The 13,935-nt window shown below is 71.2% G+C and carries 13 protein-coding genes; 8 read left to right on the top strand and 5 right to left on the bottom strand.

The features are described 5' to 3' along the window. The coding region (locus tag WML84_RS07120) for a GNAT family N-acetyltransferase (protein ID WP_347345447.1) at positions 1–594 on the top strand (594 nt) is incomplete at its 5' end. Positions 595–652: 58 nt separating this feature from the next. Here the strand turns inward: WML84_RS07120 and WML84_RS07115 are convergent. Then, positions 653–1,096, bottom strand: a complete 444-nt coding sequence (locus WML84_RS07115) for a hypothetical protein (protein ID WP_347345446.1) — start codon at positions 1,094–1,096, stop codon at positions 653–655. A 125-nt stretch (positions 1,097–1,221) separates the two neighbouring features. Between WML84_RS07115 and WML84_RS07110 the strand changes: the two genes are divergently transcribed. Together WML84_RS07110 and WML84_RS07105 are read left to right on the top strand one after the other, a co-directional pair. Beyond that, a complete protein-coding gene (locus WML84_RS07110; RefSeq protein WP_347345445.1) occupies positions 1,222–2,205 on the top strand; it encodes an AraC family transcriptional regulator in 984 nt (327 codons plus the stop codon). After that, positions 2,183–2,617, top strand: coding sequence for an SRPBCC family protein (locus tag WML84_RS07105; protein WP_347345444.1), 435 nt, complete (start codon positions 2,183–2,185; stop codon positions 2,615–2,617). Before WML84_RS07110 ends, WML84_RS07105 begins: the two co-directional genes overlap by 23 nt. Before the next feature lie 36 nt (positions 2,618–2,653). Here WML84_RS07105 and WML84_RS07100 read toward each other — a convergent pair whose 3' ends face one another. After that, entirely contained in the window at positions 2,654–3,742 is a 1,089-nt protein-coding gene (locus tag WML84_RS07100) for a glycerate kinase (protein WP_347345443.1), read from the bottom strand. A 316-nt stretch (positions 3,743–4,058) separates the two neighbouring features. Between WML84_RS07100 and WML84_RS07095 the strand changes: the two genes are divergently transcribed. Beyond that, the gene (locus tag WML84_RS07095) at positions 4,059–5,357 is read left to right on the top strand and encodes a dicarboxylate/amino acid:cation symporter (RefSeq protein ID WP_347345442.1); all 1,299 of its coding nucleotides are present in this window, start codon (positions 4,059–4,061) and stop codon (positions 5,355–5,357) included. A 23-nt stretch (positions 5,358–5,380) separates the two neighbouring features. On the opposite strand, the gene WML84_RS07090 is transcribed toward WML84_RS07095, so the two are convergent. Beyond that, positions 5,381–6,448, bottom strand: a complete 1,068-nt coding sequence (locus tag WML84_RS07090; protein WP_347345441.1) for a LacI family DNA-binding transcriptional regulator — start codon at positions 6,446–6,448, stop codon at positions 5,381–5,383. Between the two features lie 114 nt (positions 6,449–6,562). Between WML84_RS07090 and WML84_RS07085 the strand changes: the two genes are divergently transcribed. The 4 genes from WML84_RS07085 to WML84_RS07070 all read left to right on the top strand — a co-directional run bounded on the left by WML84_RS07085 (position 6,563) and on the right by WML84_RS07070 (position 11,185). Further along, positions 6,563–7,882 (top strand): extracellular solute-binding protein, encoded by a 1,320-nt coding sequence (locus WML84_RS07085; RefSeq protein WP_347345440.1) that lies wholly within the window; start codon positions 6,563–6,565, stop codon positions 7,880–7,882. 94 nt (positions 7,883–7,976) lie between these two features. Beyond that, positions 7,977–8,843, top strand: a complete 867-nt coding sequence (locus tag WML84_RS07080; RefSeq protein WP_347345439.1) for a sugar ABC transporter permease — start codon at positions 7,977–7,979, stop codon at positions 8,841–8,843. A gap of 1 nt (position 8,844) precedes the next feature. Continuing rightward, a complete protein-coding gene (locus tag WML84_RS07075; protein ID WP_347345438.1) occupies positions 8,845–9,690 on the top strand; it encodes a carbohydrate ABC transporter permease in 846 nt (281 codons plus the stop codon). A gap of 154 nt (positions 9,691–9,844) precedes the next feature. Continuing rightward, positions 9,845–11,185: an adenylosuccinate lyase family protein gene (locus tag WML84_RS07070; protein WP_347345437.1), complete on the top strand. Its 1,341-nt coding sequence runs from the start codon at positions 9,845–9,847 to the stop codon at positions 11,183–11,185. Between the two features lie 15 nt (positions 11,186–11,200). On the opposite strand, the gene WML84_RS07065 is transcribed toward WML84_RS07070, so the two are convergent. Both WML84_RS07065 and WML84_RS07060 read right to left on the bottom strand, forming a co-directional pair. Further along, positions 11,201–11,863 (bottom strand): thioredoxin domain-containing protein, encoded by a 663-nt coding sequence (locus WML84_RS07065; RefSeq protein ID WP_347345436.1) that lies wholly within the window; start codon positions 11,861–11,863, stop codon positions 11,201–11,203. Between the two features lie 42 nt (positions 11,864–11,905). Continuing rightward, positions 11,906–13,792, bottom strand: a complete 1,887-nt coding sequence (locus WML84_RS07060) for a cation-translocating P-type ATPase (RefSeq protein ID WP_347345448.1) — start codon at positions 13,790–13,792, stop codon at positions 11,906–11,908. Positions 13,793–13,935: the final 143 nt, after the last annotated feature.

The raw sequence follows: 13,935 nt of genomic DNA, 5'->3' as shown, positions 1-13,935 counted from the left end.
GGGAGCCCCGTGAAGGTCACGACCACCACCCTCGAGATGCTCGCCGCCCCGGCCACCGCCGCGCGGTCGTTCCCCGAGGGCGTCCGGCTCGACCGGGCCACGGACGTACCGCCCGAGTACGCCCGGTTCCTGTACGGGCTCGTCGGCGGTCCTTGGAACTGGACCGACCGCCTGGCCTGGTCGCGGCAGCAGTGGCTCGACGAGCTCGCCGTGCCCGGCACCGAGTTCTGGATCCTGTACGGCGACGGCATCCCGTTCGGCTACGTCCACCTGCATCCGCAACCCGTCGACGGCGGCACGAGCGTCGAGATCCGCTACTTCGGCCTCGCGGAGGCCGCGATCGGCCGGGGACTCGGCGGACGCCTGCTGGAGCACGGCATCCGCGCCGCGTGGACCGTCCATGAGCGCGCCGCGCTCGCACCCGTCGTCCGCGTGTGGGTGCACACGTGCACGCTCGACGGCGAGGCCGCGCTCGCCAACTACCAGGCGCGCGGCCTGGTCGTCGTCGGCAGCGAGGACACCGACGAGGACGTCGCCGACGAGCCGCTCGGCTCGTGGCGCGCCACCGGCGGCCCCGCGCCGGCGAGCGCGTAGCGGCCACGCATCCCCGCGGACCGTCGCCGCGGCATCCGCTCCGGGCCGTCCGGGCTGCCTACCGCGGCGCGAGCAGCCGGCGCACGCCCCCGCGGGCCAGCATGAGCACGACGATCAGGCCCGTCACCGGGAAGAAGCCGCCCAGGTACACGCTCCCGCCGAAGACCCACGCGGTCAGCTCCAGCACGAGGAACTTGCTGCCGGGCAGGACGAGCAGCAACGTCGCGATGTTCGCCACCCGTCGCCACAGCGTCTCGGCCGTCCGCACGCGGCGCAACAGGGCACCCTTGACGTGAACGACCAGCTCCAGGACGAGCTTCAGCAAGATCGCGGTGAGGAGCGTGAGCACGAACGACTCGGAGATGACCTGGGGGAAGAACTCCACGAACAACGCGATCACGACCGTGTAGACGAACACGTCGACGATGTCGTCCGCCCGCACCCGGGCGCGACCGGCCGCGACCCCGTCGCCCGTGTCGCCGGCCTCGCGTTCCGCTGCCACGAGTCAGTTCTAGCGCGTCCGAGCACTCACCGGAACGGCTGGAGGGCTCGCCCCGCCGCGGCAGCCCGGTGAGAGGCCGCAAGAAAAGTCGAGAGGGCGACGAGGACGGCGGATAGGTTCGAAGCGTGTTCCGCCCCGCCCGCGCAGAGACCGCCGGGAACTACGAGCAGAGCGTGTTCCCGGTGCTGCTGCACTGCGAAGAGCATCTCGAGGAGCCGCTCCCGCTCGCCGAGCTCGCGGCCGTCGGCGGCTTCTCGCCGCACCACTTCCATCGGATCTTCCGTCACGTCACGGGCGAGGCGCCCAAGGAGTACGTGCGCCGCCTGCGGCTGGAGCGCGCGGTCCACCGCCTCAAGGCGAGTCCCGACAACGTGCTCCAGATCGCGCTCGAGTCGGGCTTCGCCACGCACGAGACCTTCACCCGCGCCTTCACGCGTCGATTCGGCATCCGCCCGTCGGAGTTCCGCAGCGTGCTGCGCGCCTATCGCGAGTGCGTCGACGACGCGATGGCCACGACCACCTTCGCGGGCTTCACGGACGAGACGCCGCTCACGCTGCGCTTCGACCTGCACAAGGACCCGGTCAGGGTCGAGACGGTGCCGGCGCGCCATCTGATCTTCGTGCGACACCACGGCTACGAGCATCTGCTCGCCGGCCGCGAGCGCCCCCTCGACCTCTGGGACGAGCTCTTCGCCTATGCCGACGCGCACGGGCTGCAGTACTCGCCGGAACTGCTCATCGGCATCACCCACGACGACCCGTACGTGACCGACGAGCACCGGATCCGTTTCGACGCCTGCCTGCCGGTGAGCGGGCCGGTCGCGGTGAGCCATCCGATCGGCCGCCGACACCACCAGCCGGGCCTGTGCGTCGCCCGCCGTCATCGCGGCGGCCTGGAGGAGATCGCCAAGACGTTCGCCTACATCGGCGTCGAATGGCTGCTGCCGGACGAGTACGGCCTGCGCACCATGGCGCCCTTCGAGATCCATCGCTGCGAGCGGGCCCGGGGCGGCCGCCTGGAACGGCTCTGGACCGACGCCTACGTGCCGCTGGCACCCCTGAGACGAACCCGGAAAGGAGCGGAAGATGAACGGCTTCCAGTTCAGTGAGCACATCGCGAGGTCGCCCGAGGAGGTCTTCGCGGTCATCGCCGATCCGACCGAGGCGACGATGTTCCTCGACAACATCACCGAGAGCGTCAAGGTGACCGACGGCCCCATCGGCGTCGGGACGGTCATCCGCGAGACCCGCGTCGTGGGCGGCAAGACGGCCAGCGCCGACCTCGTCGTCGACGCCTACGAGCCGCACACCCACGTCGCGATCAGCAGCGCCGCCGAGGGCATCACCGTGCTCTACCACTACCGGCTGTCGCCCGAGGGCGACGGGACCCGCCTCGAGTGGACCTGCGAGCTCGAGGCCGGCGGACTGCGCAAGATGATGCTGCCCATGGTCGCCGCGATCATGAAGAAGGAGGACGGCGCCCACCTGCAGAGCCTGAAGAGGTACCTCGAGACGAGCTGAGGGGCGGATGCCGTGGCTCCCGGCCGACGGGTCGGCCTACGCGCGCCCCTCGAACCGGCGGGCCAGTGCCGCGGCGGCGACGGCGGCCCAGCGGGCGGGCTCGCCCAGCGCGCCCTCGACGCCGCCGGCGACCTCGACCAGGCCGACGTGGGGCACGCCGGGATCCTCGCGCACGACGCCGGCGACCACGGCACGACCCGTGCCCGCGGCCTCCGCGCGACGCAGGATGTTGCCGACGAGCTTGCCGCGCAGGCTCTGGAAGTCGAACGCGCCCTCTCCGGTGACGACGAGGTCGGCCGCGGCGATGCGGTCGTCGAGGCGCGTGAGCTCGGCGACACGGTCGGCACCGGGCACGACCGCCGCGCCGTAGACGGCGACGAAGCCGTAGCCGGTGCCGCCCGCCGCTCCCCCGCCCGCTGCCGTCGGGTCGGCGCGCAGGACCTCGGCCAGGTGCGCGAGGTGGCGGTCGAGCACGTCGACCTGCTCGGGCGTCGCGCCCTTCTGCGGACCGAACACCGCGGCGGCGCCGTGCGGCCCGGTCAACGGCGACGTCACGTCGGTGAGCAGGCTCACGCCGCCCGGGATCGGGAGCAGGCCGGTGCGATCGACGGCCGACAGCCGACGAAGCCCCGCGCCGCCCTCCGGGATCTCCTCGCCGTCCGCGTCGAGGGCCCGCAGGCCCAGGGCGCGCAGCGCGCCCAGACCGCCGTCGGTCGACGCACTGCCGCCGAGGCCGATCCACACCTCGCGGGCGCCGTCGGCCACGGCGGCCCGGATCGTCTCGCCCAGACCGCGCGTCGTGGCGCCCATCGGATCGAGCGCGGCCATGAGCGGCAGGCCGCTCATCTGCGCCAGGTCGAGCACCGCGACGCCGCCCGGCAGCAGGTACCACTCCGCCGTGACCGCGCGGCCGTCCGGACCGGCCACGCCGGGGACCTCGCGGCGCGACGCCCCCGGAGTGGCCGCCGCGACCACCTCCGCCGTCCCCTCGCCGCCGTCGGCGAGCGGCAGCACGTCGAGCTCGTCGCCCGGTCGCACCGACCGCCACCCTGCGGCGAGCGCCGCGCCGGCGTCCGGCGAGCTGAGCGAGCCCTTGAACGAGTCGACCGCGATGAGCACACGCATGCGGGTCCGCCCTCCTTGATGGTGTCTGCTGCCAGACTCTCACGCGGATCGCCGGTGGACGGCACGCGGCTCCGTGCCGGACGGCATCCGCTCGCCGCCCCCGCGGCGCACCGCTGCGAACCCGGCGCGCACGCCTCTTCCCGGGTCGGACAGAAGAACTCACGTGACCGGCTGATTACAGGGCGCGAGCCGACGTAAAACCCCCGTTAAACGTCCTGTCAATCGAACAGACCGGGGCCGGCGCGACCCTACTTTTGGGGACAACCGCCGCCGACCCGCCCTTCGGACGGCGCTCCCGTCGACGCGAAGGATCCCCATGAAAGCCCTCAAGAACCCGGCCCTGCAGATCGGTGGCGCCGCCATTCTCGGCATCGTCTTCGGTCTGATCGTCGGAGAGTGGGCCGCGAACCTCAAGTTCGTCGGAGACATGTTCATCCGGCTCATCCAGATGGCGATCGTGCCGCTCGTGATGTCGTCGGTGATCGTCGCGACCGGGTCGATGACCGGGTCCGGCATGGGCAGGATGGCCTTCCGCACCTTCAAGTGGATGATCGGCTTCTCGGTCGTCGCCGCGCTCATCGCATGGGGCATCAGCGTCGTGATCCAGCCCGGCGCCGGCATCCACTTCTCCGGGGGCGTCGACCAGACGCTGCAGGACTCGGTCGGCGAGGCGACCGGCTGGCAGGACACCCTGCTGAACTTCGTCTCCACCAACATCTTCGCCGCGATGTCGACGGCGACCATGGTGCCGATCATCATCTTCTCGCTGCTGTTCGGCGTCGCGCTCAACGCCTACATCACCAAGACCGGCAGCCGCCTCGTGCTCGACTTCTTCGACCAGATCCAGCAGGTCGTGCTCACGATGATCCGGTTCGTCATGCTCATCGCGCCGATCGGCGTGTTCTGCCTGCTCGCGAACCTCGCCGGCACGGTCGGGTTCGCCGTCGTCACGAGCGCCCTGAAGTACCTCGGCTCGACGCTCCTCGGCGTCCTGATCGTGCTCGCGCTCTTCGTGCTCGTCGTGTGGCTGCGCACCGGCCTCAATCCGGCGAAGCTCCCCACCAAGCTCACCGACCAGACCATGATCGCGATCACCACCACCAGCTCGGCCGTGACCTTCCCGACCGTGCTCAAGACCGCGATCGAGAAGGTCGGCGTCAGCCAGCGGGTCGCGAACTTCACCCTGTCGGTCGGCCTGACCATGGGCTCGTACGGCGCGGTCCTCAACTACATGATCGTCGTGATGTTCCTGGCGCAGTCGGGCAGCATCTCGCTCGACTTCGGCACGATCGTGCTCGGCATGTCGCTCGCGATCCTCCTCAACATGGGCACGATCACGGTGCCCGGCGGTTTCCCCGTCGTCGCCATGTTCCTCGCCACCTCGCTCGGCCTGCCGTTCGAGGCCGTCGGTCTGCTCATCGCGGTGGACTGGTTCGCCGGCATCTTCCGCACGTTCCTCAACGTCAACGGCGACACGTTCGTCGCCATGCTCGTCGCGAACCCCAGCAACGAGATCGACCGCGAGGTCTACGAGGGGAAGAAGAAGGTCGAGACCGACGCCCTCGACCTCGACGCGTTGAAGGAGCAGTTCGAGAAGGCGGATGCCGCGGACTGAGGCTGAGCACGCGACGGCGCCCGTCAGACGACGGGCGCCGTCGCGTCGAGCGCGTCGAGGCGGTCGGGCGTGCAGCCGCACGACTCGCGGATGACCAGCTGCGGTGTCATGACGACGAAGCCCTCGTTCACGCCGTGCTCGATCTGGTCCAGGAGGTGCTGGGCCGCGCGCTCGCCGATCGCGGCCGGCCGGGTCGAGATGGTCGTCAGCGGCGGCTCCCACAGCTCCGCGGTGGCGATGTCGTCATAGCCCGTCACGCGCACCGTCGTCGCGAGCCCCCGAAGGCGGAGGGCACGGTAGACGCCGAACGCGATGTTGTCGCTGTGGCAGAGGATCGCGTCGGGCAGCGGATGGGTGTCGATCAGCTCGAGCCCGACGCGCAGTCCGTCCTGCGAGCCTCTGCCGCTGGGAAGGTCGACGAGGGCCGTCGTCGGGATCCCCGCCGCGGCGAGCGCATCCTGCATTCCGCGTCGACGCTCCGTGCGGTTGTGGATCGCGAGCGATCCGCCCAGGTAGGCGAAGCTCCGCGCCCCGTGCTCGATGAGGTGCGCCATCGCGAGGCGGCCGCCGAGCACGTTGTCGGGTCCGACGAACGGAGCGCCCAGATCGCCGCTGTGCCGCGTGAGCATCACGTGCGGGAGCTCGAGCTCGTTCAGCTCTCGCGAGTAGTCCTGGCGTGAGGTCGTGGCCGGGACGATGGCGACCGCGCCGACCTTGTGGGATCGCAGCTCGGCGATCGCCCGATCCTGCTGCGCGGCGTCGTCTCCGGAGGACGCGAGGATGCAGGAATAGCCCGCGGCTCCGAGCGCCTCCTGCAGACCGCCGATCAGCTCGCCGAAGAACGGGTTGCCGATGTGGGTGACGAGGATGCCGATGGTCTTGGTCGAGTTGCTGCGCATCGCCGCGGCCGACCGGTTGTAGACGTAGCCGACCTCCGCCATCGCGTCGCGCACGCGCTGCCGGGTCGCCTCGCTCACCCGCCCGGTGTCTCGCAGCACGAGCGACGCCGTGGCGCGGGACACCCCCGCCCGCTCCGCCACGTCGAGGAGCGTCGCGCCCCGCACGGCGGTGGACCCGTTCCGTTCCGACATGGTTGCACTCCCCTGATAGATGGGTCTAGCATAGGGCGCGGAAGCGGTAGATCGATCTACCATGCCAGTTCTCATCACGTGAACGTCACGAACTACGAGGAAGTAGAGGTACCCATGAACCTGAAAGCCCAGAACGTCCGTCGCATCCAGGCGGTGTCAGCCGTCGCGATCGGGGCGCTCCTGCTCGCCGGCTGCGCGGGCGGCACGTCGAGCCCGGACGACGCGAGCGGGGAGGCGCCCGCCGAGCTGGCCCCCAAGGTCGACGTCATCGATCCGTCGGTGTCGGACGACGCGTCGGGCGCTGTCACGCTGTGCGGCAACAACGACGCCGGCGCCTTCGGCGCGCTGATCGACTCCTTCAACTCCTCGCAGTCCGCCGTGACGGCCTCGTACCAGGCTCTCGGCCCCAACACGACGGAGACCCGTCAGCAGGCGATCCAGCGTCTCGAAGGCGGGCAGACGGACTGCGACGTCTACCTGACCGACGTCGTCTGGACCGCCGAGTGGGCGACGCAGGGCTGGATCTACGACCAGACCAAGCTGATCGAGGAGATCGGCGGACCCCTGCTGAAGTCCGCCGTGGGCACCACCGCGTATGACGGCCGCAACTGGATGACGCCGTACTACACGAACGCCGGCCTGCTCTTCTACCGCGGCGACCGCGTGAGCGAGCCGGCGACGCTCCCGGACCTCTACGCGCAGGCGGAGACGGCGCCGGAGAACGCCATGCTCCTCGGCCTCTCGGCGTACGAAGGCCTCACGACCAACTTCCTCGAGGTCCTCTACTCCGCGGGCGGCGAGGTGCTGGACGACTCGGGCGACATCAAGATCGACTCGAAGGAGACCCGCGCGGCCCTCGAGCTGCTCAAGGGCGCCCTCGACTCGGGCGCCATCGATCCGGCATCGCTCACCTACGACGACGGCGGAGCGCGCAAGGCCTTCGAGTCGGGCGCGGGCGGGTTCATGCGCAACTGGCCGAGCGCCTACGCATCCGCGCTCCAGGCCGACGCGGTCAAGGACGTCGTGAAGGTCGCCCCGCTCCCCGCGTTCGACGACTCCCGTGAGGCCACCGGCGTGCTCGGCGGCTGGAACCTCGCGGTCCCGCTGAACACCAAGAACCTCCCCGGTGCCGTGGCGCTGCTCAAGTACGCGGCGAGCCCCGAGTTCCAGAAGGAGCTGTTCCTCAAGACGACGCAGGCCCCCGTGGTCGAAGAGGTGTACGAGGACGCCGACGCGAAGGCGGCGATCCCCTTCACCGATCAGCTGTACGCGGCCGTGAAGAGCGCCAAGTCGCGGCCGAAGTCGCCCGTCTACGCGCAGATCTCCTCCGCCATCTACGACAACGTCTACGCGGTGCTGTCGGGTCAGGCGAAGGCGGACGACGCCATCGAGAAGATGGTGACCCAGATCCAGGCAGCTCAGGACACCTTCTGAGATGTCGCAGACTCGAGCGATCGTCACGGCCTCGGCGAAGGGCCGGGGCCGTGACGGCGGCACAACGGGCCGCATCAACGCACAAGGGCGACGGGTGGCGATCGGAATGGTCGCCCCCGCCATGATCCTCATGATCCTGGTGGCCGTCGTCCCGATCGGCTATGCGATCTGGCTCTCGCTGAACCAGTACAGCCGCATCACACCGGGGCTGAGCCGCTTCGTCGGCTTCGGCAACTACCTCGATGCGCTGGGCTCGCCGGAGTGGTGGGGCGCGATGGGGTTCACCTTCGCGATCGCGTTCATCTCCGTGCCCCTGCAACTCGTCGTCGGCACCGGCCTCGCGCTGCTGCTCAACCTCGCGTTCAAGGGCCGCGCCATCCTCCGATCCGTCCTGCTCATGCCGTACGCGGTGCTCACGGTGGTCAGCGCGCTGATCTGGCAGACGATGTTCGATCCGCATCTCGGGCTGGTGACGACGGTGCTGAGAGCGCTGGGCCTGCCCGGTGGCGACACGATCTGGCTCGCCGATCCCGGCCTGGTGCTGATCATCATCATCGTCGCCGAGATCTGGAAGACGGCGCCGTTCGTGGCGCTGCTGGTGCTCGCCGGGCTTCAGGTGATCCCGAGCGACGTGTTCGAGGCGTCGGCGATGGACGGTGCGACGAGATGGCAGACGTTCTGGCGGATCACGCTCCCCCTGCTCGCGCCCGCGATCGCGGTCGCGGGGATCCTCCGCCTGCTCGACGCGCTGCGCATCTTCGACCTGCCGTACGTGTTCACCCGCGGGGCGAACGGCACCTCGACCATGTCGATCATCGCGTACGACACCCTGCGCGAGAACCGGCTCACCGGAGAGGGATCGGCGCTCTCGATGATGGTCTTCGTCGTCGTGATGGCCGTCGCCCTGATCTACCTGCGTTTCGCCGGTGGGAATCTCCGCAAGATCGCGAAGGAGGGCTGAGATGAGCCGCAAAGGATCGATCACCGAGCCCCGAGTGGGCCCCGTCCTGTGGATCATCATCGCGGTCGTGATGATCGCGTCGCTGATCCCGTTCTACTGGCTGATCAACACCTCCCTGAAGGTGGGACCCGCGCCGTCCACGCCCGACCTCTGGCCGGCCAGCCCGTCGGCGCAGAACTATCTCGACGTGCTGGGCGACGGCAGGTTCCTCACGGCGGTGAAGAACTCCCTCATCGTCGGCGTGGTGACCACCTCCCTCGCCCTCCTCTTCGGTGCGAGCGCGGCCTATGCGCTTGCGCGGCTCCCGCTGCCGCGCAAGGCGATGATCCTCACCCTGGTGACCGCCGTGACCACCTTCCCGGTGATCACGATCATCGCCCCGATGTTCAACATCTGGAGTCAGATCGGCCTGTACGACACCCTGCTCGGCCTCATCATCCCGAAGCTCACCTTCGCGCTGCCGTTGGCGATCTTCACGCTGTCGTCGTTCTTCCGCGAGATCCCCATGGAGCTCGAAGAGGCGGCGTCGATCGACGGCTCGGGACCGTTGGGCACGTTCTTCCGTGTGATCCTGCCGTTGGCGATGCCCGGCATCGCGACGACCGCGATCCTGGTGTTCATCTCGGTCTGGAACGAGTTCCTGCTCGCGGTGGCGCTCACCTCGACGCCCGCCGCGCAGACGGTCCCCGTCGCGATCGCGTTCTTCACCGGCGTGAACGAGTTCGAGGTGCCCATCGGCGCGATCACGGCCGCCTCGGTCATCATCACCCTGCCCCTGCTGGTCGTCGTGATGATCTTCCAGCGGCGGATCGTCGCCGGCCTCACCGCGGGCGCGGTCAAGGGCTGACACGGCTGTGCGGATCGGAGACCGGCGCGTCCACGCCGCTTCGATCCGCACGGCCGCGCCACGACCGCACCGGCGAGGCGCTCGACCGTGCAAGAGAATGGGACCTGAGCCGGACCACGATGGAGAGACGACGACTCCCGCCAGAATGGATGCCATGTCCCCGACCGACGAATCAGCCCACGGCGCCGTGAGCGCCCTGTTCACCCGCCGGGCACGGCGGCAGCGGTGGCTGGAGGTGGAGGCGGCGCTCGCGCAGGCGGAGGCGGACGCCGGCATCGTGCCGGCCGAGGCGGCGGCGGCCATCGCGGCTCACGCCGACATGTCGCACATCGACGACGAGGCGCTGCTCGCCCACGAGCAGGCGACCGGCCACGTCATGGTCCCGCTCGTCGCCGCCCTCGCCGAGCTCGCCGGTCCCGAGCACGGCGGCTGGGTGCACTGGGGCGCGACGACGCAGAACATCCAGCAGACGGGCGACACCCTCGGCATCCGCGACGCCCATCGCATCCTCACCCGACGCGTCGAGCGCATCCTCGCCGTGCTCGCCACGATGGCCGACGCCCACGCCGACGTCGTCATGGCGGGGCGCACGCACGGCCAGCACGCCGTGCCCACGACCTTCGGCTACAAGGCGGCGGTGTGGGCCGACATCTTCTCGCGCCATCTGCGGCGCATGCGAGAGGTCGAGCCGCGCCTGCTGGTGTCGATGACCGGCGGCGCGGCCGGCACGTTCGCGACCTTCGGCGAGGTCGGACCCGAGATCCAGCGCGGCGTGGCCGAGCGCGTGGGCCTCACCCCGATGGCCGTGCCGGCTCGGTCGATCGCCGACCACTTCGCCGAATGGGTGTGCCTGCTGGCCCTCATCGCCGGCACGGCGCAGTCCGTGGCCGAGGAGATCGTCCGGCTGATGGCGGCGGAGTTCGGCGAGGTCGAGGAGGCGCTCTCCGACACCGACGTCGGCAGCTCGACCATGCCGCAGAAGCGCAACGCGAAGGCATCCATGTCGATCGTGACGTCCGCCGCGCAGATCCGCGCGCTCGCACCCCTCGCGCTCGAGGCGACGATCCAGGCGCACGAGGTCGACGGCGCGCGCTCGGCGATGATGGACCGCGCCGTCGAGCAGTCCGCGACGCTCCTCGACGACGCGCTCGACACGCTCGAGCGCGTGCTGTCGGGTCTGCGGATCCACCCGGAGCGGATGCGGCAGAACCTCGATCTCACACGCGGACTGATCAGCGCGGAAGCGGTCATGATGCGGCTCGCCGAGCGGATCGGGCGTCAGGAGGCGCACGCGGTCGTCCACCACGCCGCCACCCGGGCGGCGACGACGGGCGAGCTGTTCTCCGACGTGCTCGCCGCCGAGCCGGCGGTGACCGATGCGCTCGACGGCGAGCAGCTCGCCGCACTGCTCGACCCCGAGGAGCACATCGGCCTCAGCCCGCGCATCGCGCGCGAGACCGCCGCGCGCGTGCGGGAACTGCTCGCCGGAGGGTGAGGCCGTGGCGAGTCCTCAGCGGCTCCCGCGCGCCTCCACCGCACGATCGATGGCCACCTCGAGGTCGCCCCACCTCTGCAGCTCGAGCCGCTCGCCGTCGACGAAGAACGTCGGCGTGCTGCCCACTCCGAGCGTGCGGCCCTCCTCGAAGTCCAGCTCCACCCGCGCTGCGGTGGCGGGGTCGGCGACGGCCGCATCGTAGGCGGCCATGTCGAGCCCCAACTCCTGTGCGAAGCCGCGGAAGAGCTCGGCGTGGGACTCCTGCGCCTCACCCCATTCGGACTCGAACAGCCGGTGATACATGGCCTCGAACCGGCCCTGCTGCGCCGCGGCCTCGGCGGCGATCGCCGCGTTCGTCGAGTTCACATGGCCGGGCAGCGGGAAGTACCGCACGACGTACGTGATCTCGCCGCGGAACCGCTCACGCAGCTCTTCGGCCACCGGGTAGAACGCGCCGCAGGCCTCGCACTCGAAGTCGAGGAACTCGACGACCGTGATCGCGTCCGCACCGCCGTCGTCGAGGACGTGCGAACTCTGCCGCACGACGGAGGGGCCGCCTGCCGCACCGGGTTCGGCGGGCGGCGCGGGACGGGTCGCGAGGGCGTAGACGGCGACGGCCAGCACCAGCACGACGACGATGGCAGCGGCGATCGGCGTCGCCTTCAGCGGGGTTCTCATGGGGGTTCGCACGGGGGCGGTCATCGGCGCTCCAGGTCTGGCTCAGGCATCGATCGGTCGGGTCCGTGCGGGCGCGGGCGCGGCGACGGCTGACGGCGCACGACGGGCGGCGCGGATGCCGTTGAGGATGACGACCACCTCGGCCGCCTCGTGCACGAGCACGACGCCGGCGAGCCCCAGCACGCCGAAGAGGGCGAGGGGGAACAGCCCGACGATGATCGCCAGCGCGAGACCGATGTTCACCGTCATGATCCGGCGACCGCGGCGGGCGTGCGCGAACGCCGCCGGGATGAGTCGCAGATCGTGGCCGGTGAACGCGATGTCGGCGGACTCGATCGCGGCGGCGGACCCCTGGGCGCCCATGGCGATGCCCACCGTCGCCGTCGCCAGGGCGGGAGCGTCGTTGATGCCGTCGCCGACCATCGCGGTCGGCGCCCGCCGCGCGAGCGCCTCGATCGCGGCGGCCTTGTCGGCCGGCAGCTGCTCGGCGCGCACGTCGACGATGCCCGCCGCCCACGCGAGCGCGCGTGCCGTGCGCTCGTTGTCTCCCGTGAGCATGATCGTCTCGATGCCCTGCGCCCGCAGCAGTCGCACCGTCTCCGCGGCCTCCGGGCGCAGCTCGTCCCGCACGCCGACGACGCCCGCGATCCGGCCGTCCGCCTCGACGACCACGACGGTCATCCCACGGCCGGCCATCGACCCGGCCGCGTCGCCGAGGGCGGCCGGATCGAGCCAGCGCGCGTTCCCGACGCGCACCGCACGGCCGTCGACCCGGCCGGCGACGCCCTGGCCGGCATCCTCCACCACACCGCTCGCGGCGTCGGCCCGCGGTGCGGCGCGCACGATCGCTGCCGCGAGCGGGTGCGTGCTCGTCGCCTCGACGGCGGCCGCCCAGCCGAGCAGGTCCTCGTCGGCGACCCCGGGTGCCGCGTGCACCTCGACGACGGCGGGCTCGTTGCGCGTGAGTGTGCCGGTCTTGTCGAGCGCGACCGTGCGGATCGTGCCGAGCCGCTCGAACGCCTCGCCGGATGTGATGACGACCCCGAGCTTCGAGGCCGACCCGATGGCGCTGATCACCGTCACGGGCACCGCGATCGCGAGCGCGCAGGGGGATGCCGCGACGAGCACCACGAGCGCCCGCTCGACCCACGTCCACGGATCGCCGACGAGCACGCCGAACAGCGCGACCGCCGCCGCGGCGAGGAGCACGGCCGGCACGAGCGGTCGCGCGATCCGGTCGGCGAGGCGGGCCCGCTCGCCCTTGCGCGCGTGGGCCTGCTCGACGAGCGCCACGATGCGGGTCAGCGAGTTGTCGCGTCCGGCCGCGGTGGCCTCGATCCTCAGCGTGCCCGCCCCGTTCACGGTTCCCGCCGCGATCGCGTCGCCCGGACCTGCCTCGACCGGGATCGACTCGCCGGTCACGGCCGACGTGTCCACGCTCGACCGGCCGTCGACCACGACGCCGTCCGTCGCGACGCGCTCCCCCGCCCCGACGACGAGGACGTCGAGCTCGCGCACGTCGGCGGCCCGGATCGTGACATCGCCGTGCAGGCGGGAGACCCGCACGGTGTCGGGGATCAGGGCGAGGAGCGCCCGCAGCCCTTCCTTCGCGCGGTCCATCGCGCGGTCTTCGAGCGCCTCCGCGAGCGAGAACAGGAACGCGAGCGCGGCCGCCTCGCCGACGTGGCCGAGCAGCACGGCGCCAGCGGCGGCGATCGTCATGAGGAGCCCCACGCCGAGCCGGCCGCGGGTCAGACGGCGGACCGCGCCGGGCACGAACGTGTACGCGCCCGCGACGAGCGCCACGGCCTGCAGCGTCAGCGCGACGACGGCGACCCCGGACAGCTCGGCGACGTAGCCGGCGACGAGGAACGTCCCCGAGATTGCCGACGGCAGCAGCGCACGGTCGCGCCACCACTCCGGTCGCACCTCGGGCGTCTCGTCGGCGGATGCCGGGGGTCCGGCGGGCCCGCAGCACGCGTCGTCCCCGGCGCGCACGTCGTGCCCGCCGCGTGCGGGCTCCCCGCCGTGCGCGGGCGAGACATCCCCGCCGTGCGCGGGCGAGACATCCA

Origin of the sequence: Microbacterium sp. (assembly GCF_039812165.1) — a bacterium.
In the GTDB taxonomy this organism is placed as follows: domain Bacteria; phylum Actinomycetota; class Actinomycetes; order Actinomycetales; family Microbacteriaceae; genus Microbacterium.
This window is presented reverse-complemented; position numbering and strand designations above follow the sequence as displayed.